Genomic DNA, 13,408 nt, shown 5'->3' on the forward strand with positions numbered 1-13,408 from the left:
CATCCCGCCGGTTCTCATCATACTTGCATTCTCATCACTTCTTGATAAGCCTCGACAACCTTGTTGCGGACCTGCATCGTCATCTGCAAAGACAAGCTGGCTTTTTGCGAAGCGATCATGACTTCATGTACATCCTGAACTTCTCCTGTCACCAATTGGTTGGTCAATTTATCTGATTCATTTTGTGCTTTGCTTACTTCTTTTAACGCATCCTTGAATATTTCCCCGAACCCTTCCACTTTGGTTTCGGGTTTCACTTTATCGAACAATTGATTTTGGATGAAAGGCGTCTGAATCTGGCTAATTTTTTCCATAGGGACCTCCTTGATGAACTATATAATTTTGTATTGGTGTATTCACTTTCAATTACCGTTTTAGGCGGAGTTGTTTTGCGGAATATCAAAAAGAGAATTACTAATTTACTTCCCAATCTCTAACGCTTTCATGAACATGCTTTTCGAAGCATTCAACGCTGTGACGTTGGCTTCGTAGGAGCGGGTAGCGGACATCAAATCCACCATTTCTTTCAATGGATCGACATTGGATGAACGGACATAACCGTCTTCTCCGGCATCCGGATGCTCCGGATCATAAGTCATCGTGAATGGCGTCTCGTCTTCCCTGATTTCTGATACCTTGACGCCCGATACTGTCGTATTTCCTTTATTGATTACCGATTGCAGCTGATTGGCAAAAGGCGAGGCACCACTTTGTGACAGTTCCACTGTTTTCCGGCGGTATGGCATCCATTCGCCGTCCACCAATTCGGCGCGGTTAGTATTGGCATTTGCGATATTGGCAGATACGACGTCCATGCGCAACCGGTTGGCTGTCAGGCCCGAAGAACTGATATTAAATCCATTGAATAAACTCATCTTTTTTATCTCCCTCCATTAATAACGGAGCTGAGACTGTTGAGTTTGCCATTGACCCGCTCAGTTACAGCGTTATACCACAATTGATTTTTTGCCAACTCTGCCATTTCTACATCCATGTCCACATTATTGCCATTGTTATTATACTTGGTGGAGTTATTCGTCAAAACTTCAGTTTTAGTCGCGGAAAGTTCATTACTGAACGAAAGATGGCGAGGATCTGTCTTATAGCTGGAAAGACTTTGGTTGTTCATTGCTGTATCTAAAGCCGCTTGGAAATCGACTTTTTTGCTTTTGTAATTAGCGGTATCGACATTCGCGATATTCGCTGAATGGACACGCTGGCTTAAGGTAGAAGCTGATAAAGCCTGCTGCATTGACTCAAGTGATTTAGGGAATATATTCATCAATAAACTCCTTTTTTTAACATATTATTAGTTAATAAAAACCCACCCTTAAAAAAGGTGGATTTTTATCAAATCTACCATTTTTGGTAACCCGGCTGCCATGTACGCTATGTATTTAGGCCCGTGGCTTTGCGTCTTTATCTTTCGATTAAATTTGCCGTTTTCACAATGATAATTCTCTATTCTATTTTTAAACTCGTCATTTCGTACTATATTCAAAAAATAATAACAAAGTGATAGTATCATGTTTATACAATTTTGTATATTTTTCTTTTTTAAAATAAAATATCATATTATTTCCATATTAATATAAAAGTCTCTATTTTTATTCTATTTAAAATGTTATGCTACGCGATAACTACCATTAAGCTACTAAGAAGGAGAAAAGCCCATGTTTCGCGGATTATACACTGCTACATCAGGGATGATGGCTAATAATAGGATGCAACAAATATTGACAAATAACCTATCAAACGCCAATACCCCTGGATTTAAAGGAGATCAAACGGTCTTACGTGCTTTTCCGGAGCAGTTGGTTAAAGCGATTGAAGCCGGTAAAAAAGGTTCAATAGTACCACATAATATTGGGACTTTGACCACAGGAGTATATGCTCAGGAAGGCATCCCCTCTTTTTTTCAAGGTCCTTTGAAGGAAACTGGAAATCTGACGGATATGGTCTTATTGGATGAACTGCTTCCAACGAATCCTGAAACTCAACAGAAAGGCAGCATGGTTTTTGCAGTAGCTGCCGGTAATGATGAAGTACGCTATACAAAAAATGGATCTTTCGCCGTAAATGCTGAAGGTGTCCTGACGACCAGTGAAGGTTTTCCTGTCTTAGGTGAAAATCAGCAACCCATTCAAGTCGGCTCAACAGAATTCACCGTACAGGACAATGGCCAAATCATTCTAGCAGATGGCACGCAAGGAGCCCGCCTTTGGATTGGACACACCGAAAGTCCGGAACAATTCGTCAAAGAAGGACAGAATCTTTTGCGGTGGGCTGGGAATCCAGCAGAAACGCCTCAATTCATTGATACTGTAGCCTTGCTGAATACTACCGATAGCTTTATCAAGCAGGGGTTCATTGAACAATCGAATGTTGACTTGACTAAGACCATGACAGATATGATGACGACCTACCGGGGCTTCGAATCAAACCAAAAAGTGATTCAAGCTTACGATCGCAGCATGGAAAAAGCCGTCAATGAAATCGGGCGCGTGTAAGGAGGAAGTGTAAAAGTGAATATCCAGATGAACACTGCAAGCAACACCATGGGTGAATTGCAGAAAAAAATCGATTTGATCGCCAATAATATCGCCAATGTGAACACCAACGGCTATAAACGCCAGGAAGCCAGTTTCTCGGATGCCCTAGTGCAATCGATCGAAAAACAAGTTGGTCCGCAAAATGAGGTCGGACGAACGACCCCGTATGGTTTGCGCATCGGCGCTGGAGCGATTCTGTCGCAGACAGCAACACGCAATGAGCAAGGTTCTATCCGGCAAACAGACCGGCCCCTCGATTTTATGATTCAAGGCGAGTCGGCTTACTTCCGGGTGGAGTCTGACAACAATACATTTTACACAAAAGACGGTTCTTTCCAGGTGCAACCGGTCCCGAATTCAAACCAAATGAGCTTGGTTACCGCTAACGGCGATGTAGTTCTTGGAGCCGATAGCCAGCCGATCGTTTTTGACAATGACTATGACAGCTTCCAATTGACTGGAAATGGAACATTGGAAATCTCCTACAAAGATCCCGCTAAACAAGCGACTGAAATCCCACTTGGCATCGCTCAGGTAAACCGCCCGAACTCACTTGAAAAAATAGGCGGCAATCTTTTCCGCCTTACGGGCACGGAAGCTGAACAACTCGCCAATGGCAATTTGCAGTTCATCAATTTGGCGCAGCCAAATGATGGAACGATCGCCATTAAGCAAGGTGCACTCGAAGCATCCAACGTCGAGTTATCAGATGAAATGACCGAATTGATTGCGACGCAGCGCTTGTTTCAATCACAAGGAAGAGCCATCTCCTACGCAGACGACATGATGGGCTTGGTCAACACAATCAAAGGATAACGAAAAAAGCAGGCACCCCGCGGGGTGCCTGCTTTTTTAGGATATGTAACTTTTTCTATGTTGAAGAAATCGCTTCAGGCGGACGCTTTCCGCGGACGAAGCGCTGAGCCTCCTCGTCACAAGCTCCTGCGGGGTCTCATCACTCCGCTTTTCCGCAGGAGTCGCCGCCTTACGCTCATTCTTCTAAGTATTATTATCTTAAATGGACATTTTAGTTTTCACATTATCACTAAGATATGGAGCAAACCAGCGGAGACTCCCGCGGGAGCAGTGCAACGACATACAAGAAATCCACTCGGGCGTTTAGCCCGAGTTAGTTCGGCGCAAGGCCGTAGGAAAGCGGAGCTGGTTTGCGGAATTTCAGCAACAAATGAATATTAAAACTTACTTGCTTCTTATCTCAAAAAGTCCATCAAACTTGGCTGAATTATTTTTGAGGATGCAGCGAGGCTTGCCTGGTAGACGCTTTCTTCGCTGGTCAGTTTGATGATCGCTTCTGCGTAGTCGATGTCTTCAACTTTCGACAGCATCGTTTTCAGTTGCAGGTTGCTGTCGAGCAGACGATTTTCGACGGCTTCCACACGATTTTGGCGTGCGCCGTTTTCAGCTGAAACTTTCAGCAGCCGCTCCATTCCGGCATCGATTTTTTCCAAATCGATGGAAGTCCCAGCCTTCAAATTTACGGAGATGCTTTGCAGGGTTTTGAACAGATTTTCGTCATCTGTTGCCGTTCCGAACAATTCATCCGGTAAGACACTCGATTGAATGCTGATGCCTTCTCCGATATTGAAAGTTCTCGCAGCCAGTTCGCTGCTGTTGAAAGCGTAGCTTCCTTTTTCAGGGAAAGGAATTTCGCCTGTTTTTTGGCCATTGAACAACGACTTTCCATTGACCTTGGCATTCGCTAATTGGCGCATCTGCTCGGTCAATTCTTCCACTTCAGCGGAAATCGACGTTCGGTCATGCTCGGATAAGCTGCCGTTATTGCCTTGTACCGCAAGCTCACGAACCCGTTGCATAACATCGGTCATCGAGCCGATATGCTGGTCTGTTTCATCCATCCACAACTTCGCTTCGCTGGTGTTCCGTTCGAACTGAGCGTTGGCTGCAATCGTACTTTTCAGGTTCATCGCCTTGCTGACGCCGTTCGGATCATCCGATGGCCGGTGAAGCAATTTCCCTGTCGACACCTGGTTGTTGATTTTTTCAAAGCGGCTCAAGTTCTGATTCATATTGCGTATGGAATTTTGGTTGAGCATCTGCTGTGTGACTCTCATTTTGCTTCCCCCTCTACTTACCGGGCGGCCATACGGTTGATGATGGTATCAAGCATTTGATCTGTCATCGATACTAACCGTGCTGCCGCATTGTATGAATGCTGATATTTGATCAGATTGGCCATTTCCTCATCCAAGGAAACACCGGTCACTGATTGTCTGCGGTTTTCTGTCGCTTGAAGAGTTGCTCCGTGATTCGTAACGGAGTTGATCGCTGCCTGACTTTGCGCACCCAGCTGACTGACGAGTTTCCGGAAATCACTCTGCGCCGCTTCACCTGTTGCTTTCGGCTGCTCCAAAGGACTCGCTTCGTAATTGACCTTCAGCTCTGAAAGCTTGAAGTCAGCTGCATTGCCGATGAATAAAGCCTGATCTTTACCACCCGTTGTAGACATGCTGTTAGCTCCCGCAAAATCAGCAACCACTTTGTTCAGGTTTGCCTGATAATCTTTGGCGATATCCATCGACTCACTTAACCCAGCCAATTTGCCGCCGTAGATTTCATTTTCACCAGCTCCGGTTTTATGGTCGATCTCAAAAACTTTTTCGCCGCTGACCAATGGCTGGTTGTTTGAAGACAGGCTGATGGTGTAGCTGCCGTTCGATTTCTCCTCGACTTTAATGGACATTAAGGTTGAAAGCTCTTCCACCAGCACATCGCGTTTATCCTTCAAGTCGTTTGACTGGCTGCCGTCACGGACGATGCTTTTATTCAAATCTGCAATTTGCTTTAAATAGCCGTTCACTTCTGCAACTGCCGCTTCCGACTGCTGCGCCAATTCCGTTTTCAGGCTGTCCATCGATTTGTTCATGGACTGTGCCACTTCGATAAAGCCTTGGGCGCGTTCTTTGACGACTGCTTGCGCTGACAAGCTATCCGGCTCGTTGGCTAAATCCTGCCACGCATTCTTCAACCCGTCCATTGCACTGTTCAATCCACTGTCGCTCGGTTCGTTGACGATGGTTTCCAAACGGTCCAATGTGGTCTGTTTCGCCTGCCATTGTCCGAGTGTTTCCGAATGGTCCCGGAATTGCTGATCGAGAAAACGGTCTCTTACACGGGTGATCGAATCGAGATTGACGCCGGTTCCGAGCTGGCCAGTGTTCGCGCCCTGGCTTGTCCAGACGTCCAAAGACGGCGAAGCACTTGAGTTCACTTGCTGGCGTGAATAGCCTTTCGTATTGACGTTGGCAATGTTCTGACCAGTCGTGGCGATGCTTGCCTGGCCGACGGATAATCCGCGTTTCCCTAATTCTAATCCGTGAAATGATGAAACCATTATTTCCCCTACTTTCTGACAATCCTTAAGCTCTTGTATCGAAAAAGCCCTGGTTATTCGTTTGTGGTTTTTGCTGCCCTGCCGGCGACTGGTAATTGAACTGCTGCTGCTTCGATTTGGTGACTTGCGTAATCATATGTTGAACAAAGCTCATCGAGTCTTCCAGGATTTTTTCATTGACTTTATTTTTCACCTGAAGCTCGGTCAAAAGCATTTGTAAGGTTTTCAATTGTAAGTGGAGCTCTTGTTTTACTTGTTCATCCGGAATCTGTTCTGCAAACTGGCTGAACGTCAGGCCGGGATGCTCTTCCAGTACGTCGGCCACGAGTTGCTGCCGTTCGTCTTCCAATTGGCCAAGCTGTTTGACCAGCTTCGTTTCTTCTTTCACAAGCTCTGTCAGTTCATCGACTTTTCGTTCGATCAACACCGTCTGCTTGCGTTCGGCATAACGGATAAGCTGTTTTTGTATGCTGATCAATTCATCCAGCGTGTTTACTACTAAATTCAGCATCCGATACCCTCCCTTTTCATGTGCTCTATGCTATTTTTCAAACCAGAATTTATAAACTTGTTCTGCTACCTTGTCGCTGTTCACTTCGTATTCGCCCGATTGGACCTGAGCTTTCAGAAGCTTGATCTTTTCCTGCCGTTCAATATCGACATTGGCATTTTTTTCGAACATCGCCTTTGCCTGGTTTGAGATTTCCAGCCCGTCTTCTTTTTGCAGCGGCTTTATCTTAGCGACCGGCGCCACCTGCAATTTTTGATAAGCTTGAATAAAGGAAGAACCATTCGTTTTATCAATATTCATTCCTTCACCGCCCTCTAGTTTAGTTTTAGTCGACTAACGTGTTTTCCAGTATTGCGCATTGATCTTCGGTCTTTCCCGTTTTCTTCCAGTTGCTTCTATAAATTCATCGGTTTTCATTGTCACATTGATTTCCGCCGAAAACTCTTCGTAGCAGTCATCGCACAATATCTGTCTTTTGATCACTTTACCACAACGCTTGCACGGGTAACCCAAATTCGGAAAGTCGTCCGCGTAAATGCGCCCATCGCGAATAAAATCGGAAATCTGTTTGACGGAGATCGTTGTGCCTCGGCTGATTTCCTGTATATCCGCAAAGCGATTGCTTTCGATTCTCAGAAAATCATTCACTACCTTGAAATCCTGCTCGATTTTTTTGTAGCAGTCCAAACAATAGTCAGTGTAGTCCTTAAGGAATAATGTACCGCAAATCCGGCAATTATCCAGCTGATTTGCTCCCATATTCACTCACCTGATCTTCTCTTATAGATTTATATCGGCAACTTCGCCAAAATGTTTAGCGGAATTTCATATTATTGTACTTTAAATTCTGTTACGAGCACCCGTTTAACCGTACCTTTTTCAAAAACTTCGGCTAAGCGTGCAGCAAGCTCTTCTTCAAGTGTTATGATCCCACTTTCGCCTACCAATTCTTCTTTCTTGAAGCTCGCAACTGTTGCAATGACAGCGGCTCGCACTTCAGCCGTCCGCTTTTCAGCTTCTTCCTTTGTATCCTTATCGCTTAACAGGATATTGAACTGGACGATCCCGAAATTTCCGGGAGACGCCAGATTAGTTGTAATGATATCGGTATCAATACTCATTTCCGCTATTTCTTCGGCGCTAAGCGGCTTTTCTTCTTCTGCTTCAGCATCTTTTTGCCCCACATAAAATGCGGCTCCTCCGCCGATGACTGTTGCAATAATGATGACGCTGATTATTTTCTCTAATTTCCCCATCTTTCGCATGGTGCACCTCTTATTCGTCAGTTTCTTTTTCGTAAGGTGAAATCAGCACTTCGACGCGGCGGTTTTCCGCACGCCCTTCAGGTGTGTCGTTCGTCGCAATCGGATGGTACTCGCTATAGCCTGTTGCACTGAATTTCTCGGGCTCCAAATCCTCATTCTCCAGCAGGATCTTCATGAAATTGACAGCTCGTGCCGAACTCAGTTCCCAATTCGATGGAAATTCAATTGTACCTGTTGGAATATTATCTGTGTGCCCTTCGATGAAGATCATCCGCGGCGGATCTGATATCAGCAAATTCGAAATCTCTTCCGCAATCGTCTGTGATCCATCGCGCATGTCAGCACTTCCAGATTCGAATAACACGCCTTCTTTGATGGTGATCATCAGGCCCTTTACCGTCATTTCCGTCTGGAGACGAGGTGATAAGCCTTTTTCTTCAATATAGGCATCGATCTTTGTCTGAAAATCCTGCAATTCCTGCTGGTCTTTGGCAGCCAGAATCTCTTCTGGGCTTTCACCTGATGGCGGATCCTCGCTCAATTCAGCTGTCGGCGATGTGTCGAAGCTTTCTACCGGCGCCTGTTCATCCAGTATGCCCGTTCCGCCATGCAGTTCGGTATTGAATGATTCGGCGATGGCATTGAACTTCTGGGCATCCACTTGGCTGGACGCAAACAGCACGATGAATAGAGCAAGCAAAAGCGTCAAGATGTCAGCATATGGCAAGAGCCAGGCTTCATCCACATGTTCTTCATGCTTTTTTTTACGCTTCAACTTGAACACCGCTTCCCTCTTCAGATTCAAGCACACGATCTTTCGCCGGCAAATAAGTCAACAGCTTTTCTTCTACAGTCCGGACAGGCAGCCCTTCCTGGACAGCAAGCAAGCCTTCCAACATGATCATTTTTGTTTTTGCTTCCTGTTCCGATTTCCGCTTCAGCTTGTTGGCAAATGGATGCCATAAGACATACCCTGAGAAAATACCGAAAAGCGTTGCGATAAACGCGGCTGAAATGGATTTACCCAGCAAAGCTACATCATCCAGGTGGCCAAGTGCGGCAACCAAACCGATTACGGCTCCCAGTACACCGAGTGTCGGAGCGTATGTACCGGCCTGCGCAAAAATCTTCGCGCCCAGTTCATGGCGTTCTTCCATCGCGGCGATTTCCTCTTCCATCAAATCACGGATATGTTCCTGTGATTGACCATCGACAACCATCTTCAAGCCACGCTGTAAAAAAGGATCTTCCACTTCTTCCGCTTTTTCTTCCAGTGCCAGCAAGCCTTCTTTTCGAGCAAGCATCGCCCATCCAGTAAACATCGGAATCATTTCTTTGATGGAGACCATTTTCTGAGAACTGAAAATCACTTTGAACAAGCTGGGGATTTTTTTCACTTCGTCCATCGGAAACGCAACGAGGATACAGGCGATGGTTCCGGCAAAGATGATGACCAACGCCGCTGGATTGTATAATGCGATCGGGCTTGATCCTTTGAGGATCATTCCGCCGATCAGCACGACAAATCCCAATATGACTCCTACCCATGATGTCTTATCCACGTTCATACCTCATTTCATCTATATAAGTACTGAAGAATTTATCTGTTACACATCGCTTCGGACGCTTAGGGCATGACTCCCACAAGAAGCCGGGCAAAGTACGCCAGTCTTCTTGCTTCGCCTAGCCCGAGGACGCGCCGGCGCTAAGGATTTCTTTGGCTATAAGCAAATCACTATCTTTTCATTACTTACTATAGATAAGTGAAGGTCGTCAACTCAATTTATGTAGCTGAATTAACTCTTTTTGGCTAATGCCATGGCTTCTTTCCAAGTGTTGCGCATGTCTGTCATGAGTGTTTCCACTTCTTCGAGTGCAGCCAGGTCACTTTTGGTGTTGGCGTCCAACAGGCGAGTGTACATGTATTCGTACATTTGGGCCAAGCCGGCTGACATTTCGATTTTCAGGTCTAATGTGATGCGGAGTTCTTGTACGATGTTCTGGGCTTTGATGATGTTGGTATTTTTTTCTTCAAACTTCTTATCTGCCATCGCACGTTTTGCCAGTTTCATGAATTTCAGGCTACCGTTGTACAGCATCAGGGTTAATTCCTGGGGTGATGCTGTCATTGCTGAGTTTTTCTGGTATGCCTGGTAAGGATTGATCGTTGCCATGTAATTCTTCCCCCTAGCTTTTAGTTCCGTTTGTCGATGAATGAACCTTCAGTGGATACAGTCTGGTAAGCGTTGCTGTATTTTTTGGATACTTCTTTTGTCTGGGCAATGCGATTGATTTGTATGAAAAAAGATTGGTGCAGGTCGTTGAGCAACAGGTGAAGCTGTTGATCGATTTCTTTTACTTGCTCGATGATGAGTTGCTCTTCAGCTGTCCACTGGAAGTTTTTTTGCTTCATGAAGGTTTCCAGTTGTTTAATGGATTGCTGGCGGCGGTAAAAGATCGTCTCCAGTGCTTCAACGCTCCCCTCGTCATTCTCTTCCATCCGGGAATTGACCTGTTTAGCTTTTTTATAAAGTTCCTGTGTCTGTTCCAGAAATGCATGCATAATCGATTTTGAACTATTCATCATGCGCCACCAAACATGTTCTGCTGCATCCAGGCGCTTTGTGAGTTCATCTGGCTCAGTGCTTTCTCCATTGCCGTGAACTGCTTCCAGTAGCGGTCTTCGACACGCGTAAGACGGTCCTGCCAGCGGCTGATCTCATCGTTCATCTGTTTGATCTTTTTGGAAAGTGTGCTGTTGTCGACAGAGCCTGATCCGCTGCCGGCTTTTGCGCTGAGGTTTTTGACGACAGCGTTCAAGGTGTCGTAAACTCTTGCTCCGACACCGTTGCCGGCAGCATCTCGGGTGGTGAACAATGCCATGACTTCGTCGGGCTTATTGGTAAGTGCTTCACTTAATTTCTTTTCGTCAATAAACAACTTTCCGCCTTCTGTGTAAGATCCTGTATTGATACCGATCTGCGATAGGTGTTTGATATTGCCATCTGCAATACCCGCTACACTATCCATAAAGGCTCTCCGCAAGTCCTGCATCGCGGATTTCAATACTGGATCATTGCGCAGCAAGCCGCTCCGCGCCTTGTCTTCCCATAACTCAATTTCATTTTCTGTCATATCCTTTTTCTGTTCGTCGGACAAAGGCTGAAAATCCGGGTAGCGTTTTTCGACCAGCTGCTTCTGGATGGTTTCCAGTGTTTCGTTATATTTTTCGACGAAATCCTTAATCATGGCCAGTGGTTTTTCTGGGTTGGATTGGACGTTGATGATCGTGGCTGTAGTCGATGCCTGTAACAAATTAATCGTTAGTCCATTGACGGTCGTCTGGTTGGTTTTTAATCCTTCGATTTTGATATTATCAAACATGATTTCGCCGTCTGCTGCTCCGGTGGCTGTTGCTGTAGTAGCACCGCCGCTATTCATTATTTTATTAGCCAATTCCTCACTTGCTTCTGTTCCGTCTGCATTCTTAAACTCCATCGTAAAAGCTTGCTCAGTTCCCATTCCTTTTGATGCGATGAAAAAGCGGGATGTCGTGTTGTCAAAGCTGGCACGTAAAGCCGGAACTGAAGCTGCTGTTAAATCTTGAAGGTTTTTGGCCACGTCTGCAAACGTATCGGTGCTTTTAACATCAATAACGATACTGCCCTTTGAGCTATTTATCGTTATTTTCCCCGCTGTACCAATTTGATCGGTAGATTTCGCTCCTCTTGCAGCTGTGGTGACAGCTCCATCCGCAGCAGTTACAGCCGGAATCATGATGGCTGCTGAAGAATTCAACTTCGCAGCACTCGCGACACTTGTCACCTTCACTTGATACGAGCCGCTCATCGCATTTGCTGTCGTCGCAACCGTAAAACTGTTCGGAGCCGGTGACGTGGCACTGTAAGAGTTGAATGATGACTGCAGACGTAAGTTACTGGCGCTTGTCTGTAGGCTCTTCATGGCTAAATTGGTATCCCGAAATGCTTCTTGCTGCCATTCTGTAAATGTTTTTTGCTGCATTAATTTATCTAAAGGCATCTTTTGGATCTTCATCATATCTTTGACGATCGATTCGGTATCCATGCCTGATGCTAATCCGCCAACGCGCATACTCTTTCCACTCCGATCTTATAATTTCTCATCCACGATCAGACCCGCAAGCTCGGCCATTGAGGCGTACATATCTAAAAACTTTTTATTGGGAATCTCCCGCAAGACTTCATCTGTTTTCGAGTCGATCACCTGTACGTAATAAACCTCCAACTTCTCATGGAGCTGGAACTTTACGCTTGTCGAAGTCGGCTCTAAAAATTCGTTCATGCCGACGACTTTATCGCTGATCATTTCTTTTGTGATGGGTTTATTGGGTTCTTGGAATTTGTTTTCTTCAGGAGCTGCCATTTCTTTTAGGGCAACCGGATCTGGTTCACTGATTTTCGGAAAATGTGGAACTGACTGATTTGTTACTTCCATACTGGCACTCTCCCAATCTTCCAACTTGCTTAAAAAGCTCTCTATACTAGTTATCGGCAGAAAAGGAGATTTTTTTAGCATTAAATCAAAAAAAATAAGACAGGTTCTCGAAGAACCCGTCTTATTTTATGTGAGTTTGGAATAATGATTGCTGACGCCTTGTGTCCAGTGGTTGTTCAACCCCGTTGGATCATTGGCAGCTCCGACCGGCGCGTATTTCGCTCCTATTTTTGCAATGGTATCTTTTCCTTCATTCAAATAATTCTGGCGCAAGTTGCGAGCCATGTCGAAAATGCTGTCCTCCACAGAAGCATAGCTTCGCAGGCCATTCTTGCCCATCATGCCGGCGACATTGTTTTTGTCGTTGACCGCTTTCGACGAGCCATTTCCGGTTTCGTGGATGGCGATGGCTGATAATAAATTCGGATCCAGGTCGTATTTTTTCCCGGCATTGATAAAGTGGGCGGCCGTTCCGCTTAACTTGCCTTCCAGGGTATTATCCAGCTTGATAAATTGCGTCGGTCGGAACTTTAAGTCACTTTTATCAGTTGCTGCGGTTGGAACTTCTTTTGTGTTGAGCGGCGGGATGGAAATAGCTGGGTTGTAGGAATTGGTTAACGGCGCCGTTAAAGGTGTAGTCAAAGTTGGTAAGGACACTTGAGCTCCCGTTTGCGGAGTCGTTCCAGTACCCGTTTGTTCCATACTTTCCATCATGGCGTTCATCAGCATCGCGAAAAATGTGCTCGGGCTCGTCGAACTGCCGATGGAATTACTGCCGCTATCGGTCTGGCTTAAAGCGGGCATCGACTTGGCCATTGTGGCGATTGTATTATATAAAAGGTTATTGGAAGAAATCGGACTGGTAATTAGTTCTCACATCCTTTGTCGGAATTAATTATTTTTAGTGTACAAGATAACGGGTGAAAAAAGAATAGGATAATTGTGGGGGTGAATAAAATATTTTTACAATAAAAAGAAAAAAGCCTATAACCTTTTACAGTCTTAGACTCCCTCACTCATCCTTTAATATCCAAGCGACCACCAATATGAGGCTGAACAGACTGCTCCAGCATCTTCACAACATCCTGACCATTTGTTTCGGCCTGGTCCATCGTCTTTTTCATAATTGATACATTCGCTTCTGTTCGGACGCTCATCTGGCTTAATGCCATTGATAATGTAGCGATATCCATTAGATTGCCTCCTTATAAAAAAAGGAGCCTAAAATCAG

Annotated in this window: 19 protein-coding genes and 1 riboswitch; of the genes, 2 read left to right on the forward strand and 17 right to left on the reverse strand. The window is 45.3% G+C overall.

Annotation, left to right across the window (positions count from 1 at the left end; genetic code table 11):
• Positions 1–17: 17 nt before the first annotated feature.
• The 3 genes from fliE to flgB all read right to left on the reverse strand — a co-directional run bounded on the left by fliE (position 18) and on the right by flgB (position 1,282).
• On the reverse strand, positions 18–314 hold the full coding sequence (gene fliE, locus ACRC6Q_RS15465) for a flagellar hook-basal body complex protein FliE (RefSeq protein WP_223642457.1): 297 nt from the start codon (positions 312–314) through the stop codon (positions 18–20).
• Positions 315–419: 105 nt separating this feature from the next.
• On the reverse strand, positions 420–875 hold the full coding sequence (gene flgC, locus ACRC6Q_RS15470; RefSeq protein WP_394121069.1) for a flagellar basal body rod protein FlgC: 456 nt from the start codon (positions 873–875) through the stop codon (positions 420–422).
• A gap of 5 nt (positions 876–880) precedes the next feature.
• Positions 881–1,282, reverse strand: a complete 402-nt coding sequence (gene flgB / locus ACRC6Q_RS15475) for a flagellar basal body rod protein FlgB (RefSeq protein ID WP_431466968.1) — start codon at positions 1,280–1,282, stop codon at positions 881–883.
• An 82-nt stretch (positions 1,283–1,364) separates the two neighbouring features.
• Positions 1,365–1,451, reverse strand: a riboswitch (cyclic di-GMP riboswitch).
• 222 nt (positions 1,452–1,673) lie between these two features.
• Here flgB and ACRC6Q_RS15480 point away from each other — a divergent pair.
• Together ACRC6Q_RS15480 and ACRC6Q_RS15485 are read left to right on the forward strand one after the other, a co-directional pair.
• The gene (locus ACRC6Q_RS15480) at positions 1,674–2,510 is read left to right on the forward strand and encodes a flagellar hook-basal body protein (RefSeq protein ID WP_431466969.1); all 837 of its coding nucleotides are present in this window, start codon (positions 1,674–1,676) and stop codon (positions 2,508–2,510) included.
• Positions 2,511–2,525: 15 nt separating this feature from the next.
• Positions 2,526–3,368: a flagellar hook-basal body protein gene (locus ACRC6Q_RS15485; RefSeq protein WP_431466970.1), complete on the forward strand. Its 843-nt coding sequence runs from the start codon at positions 2,526–2,528 to the stop codon at positions 3,366–3,368.
• A gap of 395 nt (positions 3,369–3,763) precedes the next feature.
• On the opposite strand, the gene flgL is transcribed toward ACRC6Q_RS15485, so the two are convergent.
• From flgL to ACRC6Q_RS15555, 14 genes are all read right to left on the reverse strand, one after another.
• Positions 3,764–4,645, reverse strand: a complete 882-nt coding sequence (gene flgL / locus ACRC6Q_RS15490) for a flagellar hook-associated protein FlgL (RefSeq protein WP_431466971.1) — start codon at positions 4,643–4,645, stop codon at positions 3,764–3,766.
• A 17-nt stretch (positions 4,646–4,662) separates the two neighbouring features.
• On the reverse strand, positions 4,663–5,925 hold the full coding sequence (gene flgK, locus ACRC6Q_RS15495) for a flagellar hook-associated protein FlgK (protein ID WP_431466972.1): 1,263 nt from the start codon (positions 5,923–5,925) through the stop codon (positions 4,663–4,665).
• 25 nt (positions 5,926–5,950) lie between these two features.
• The gene (locus ACRC6Q_RS15500; RefSeq protein ID WP_431466973.1) at positions 5,951–6,436 is read right to left on the reverse strand and encodes a flagellar protein FlgN; all 486 of its coding nucleotides are present in this window, start codon (positions 6,434–6,436) and stop codon (positions 5,951–5,953) included.
• Between the two features lie 30 nt (positions 6,437–6,466).
• Positions 6,467–6,736, reverse strand: a complete 270-nt coding sequence (locus tag ACRC6Q_RS15505) for a flagellar biosynthesis anti-sigma factor FlgM (protein WP_431466974.1) — start codon at positions 6,734–6,736, stop codon at positions 6,467–6,469.
• Positions 6,737–6,769: 33 nt separating this feature from the next.
• A complete protein-coding gene (locus tag ACRC6Q_RS15510) occupies positions 6,770–7,195 on the reverse strand; it encodes a flagellar protein (protein ID WP_431466975.1) in 426 nt (141 codons plus the stop codon).
• A gap of 71 nt (positions 7,196–7,266) precedes the next feature.
• Positions 7,267–7,701, reverse strand: a complete 435-nt coding sequence (locus ACRC6Q_RS15515) for a flagellar basal body-associated FliL family protein (protein WP_431466976.1) — start codon at positions 7,699–7,701, stop codon at positions 7,267–7,269.
• 10 nt (positions 7,702–7,711) lie between these two features.
• Positions 7,712–8,476, reverse strand: coding sequence for a flagellar motor protein MotB (motB, locus tag ACRC6Q_RS15520; protein ID WP_431467004.1), 765 nt, complete (start codon positions 8,474–8,476; stop codon positions 7,712–7,714).
• On the reverse strand, positions 8,466–9,263 hold the full coding sequence (gene motA / locus ACRC6Q_RS15525; protein WP_431466977.1) for a flagellar motor stator protein MotA: 798 nt from the start codon (positions 9,261–9,263) through the stop codon (positions 8,466–8,468). Before motA ends, motB begins: the two co-directional genes overlap by 11 nt.
• A gap of 234 nt (positions 9,264–9,497) precedes the next feature.
• Positions 9,498–9,875, reverse strand: a complete 378-nt coding sequence (fliS, locus tag ACRC6Q_RS15530) for a flagellar export chaperone FliS (RefSeq protein WP_431466978.1) — start codon at positions 9,873–9,875, stop codon at positions 9,498–9,500.
• Positions 9,876–9,895: 20 nt separating this feature from the next.
• Positions 9,896–10,285: a flagellar protein FliT gene (locus ACRC6Q_RS15535; RefSeq protein WP_431466979.1), complete on the reverse strand. Its 390-nt coding sequence runs from the start codon at positions 10,283–10,285 to the stop codon at positions 9,896–9,898.
• The gene (gene fliD / locus ACRC6Q_RS15540; protein WP_431466980.1) at positions 10,285–11,814 is read right to left on the reverse strand and encodes a flagellar filament capping protein FliD; all 1,530 of its coding nucleotides are present in this window, start codon (positions 11,812–11,814) and stop codon (positions 10,285–10,287) included. The genes ACRC6Q_RS15535 and fliD overlap by 1 nt, the downstream gene beginning before the upstream one ends.
• Before the next feature lie 18 nt (positions 11,815–11,832).
• A complete protein-coding gene (gene flaG, locus ACRC6Q_RS15545) occupies positions 11,833–12,177 on the reverse strand; it encodes a flagellar protein FlaG (RefSeq protein WP_431466981.1) in 345 nt (114 codons plus the stop codon).
• 126 nt (positions 12,178–12,303) lie between these two features.
• Positions 12,304–12,993: a glucosaminidase domain-containing protein gene (locus ACRC6Q_RS15550; RefSeq protein WP_431466982.1), complete on the reverse strand. Its 690-nt coding sequence runs from the start codon at positions 12,991–12,993 to the stop codon at positions 12,304–12,306.
• A 200-nt stretch (positions 12,994–13,193) separates the two neighbouring features.
• Positions 13,194–13,370 carry a YjfB family protein gene (locus ACRC6Q_RS15555; RefSeq protein WP_431466983.1) on the reverse strand — a complete coding sequence of 59 codons (177 nt, stop codon included), beginning with the start codon at positions 13,368–13,370 and terminating at the stop codon, positions 13,194–13,196.
• Positions 13,371–13,408 lie beyond the last annotated feature (38 nt).

This window comes from Planococcus sp. SE5232, from assembly GCF_050686535.1.
Lineage (GTDB): Bacteria > Bacillota > Bacilli > Bacillales_A > Planococcaceae > Planococcus.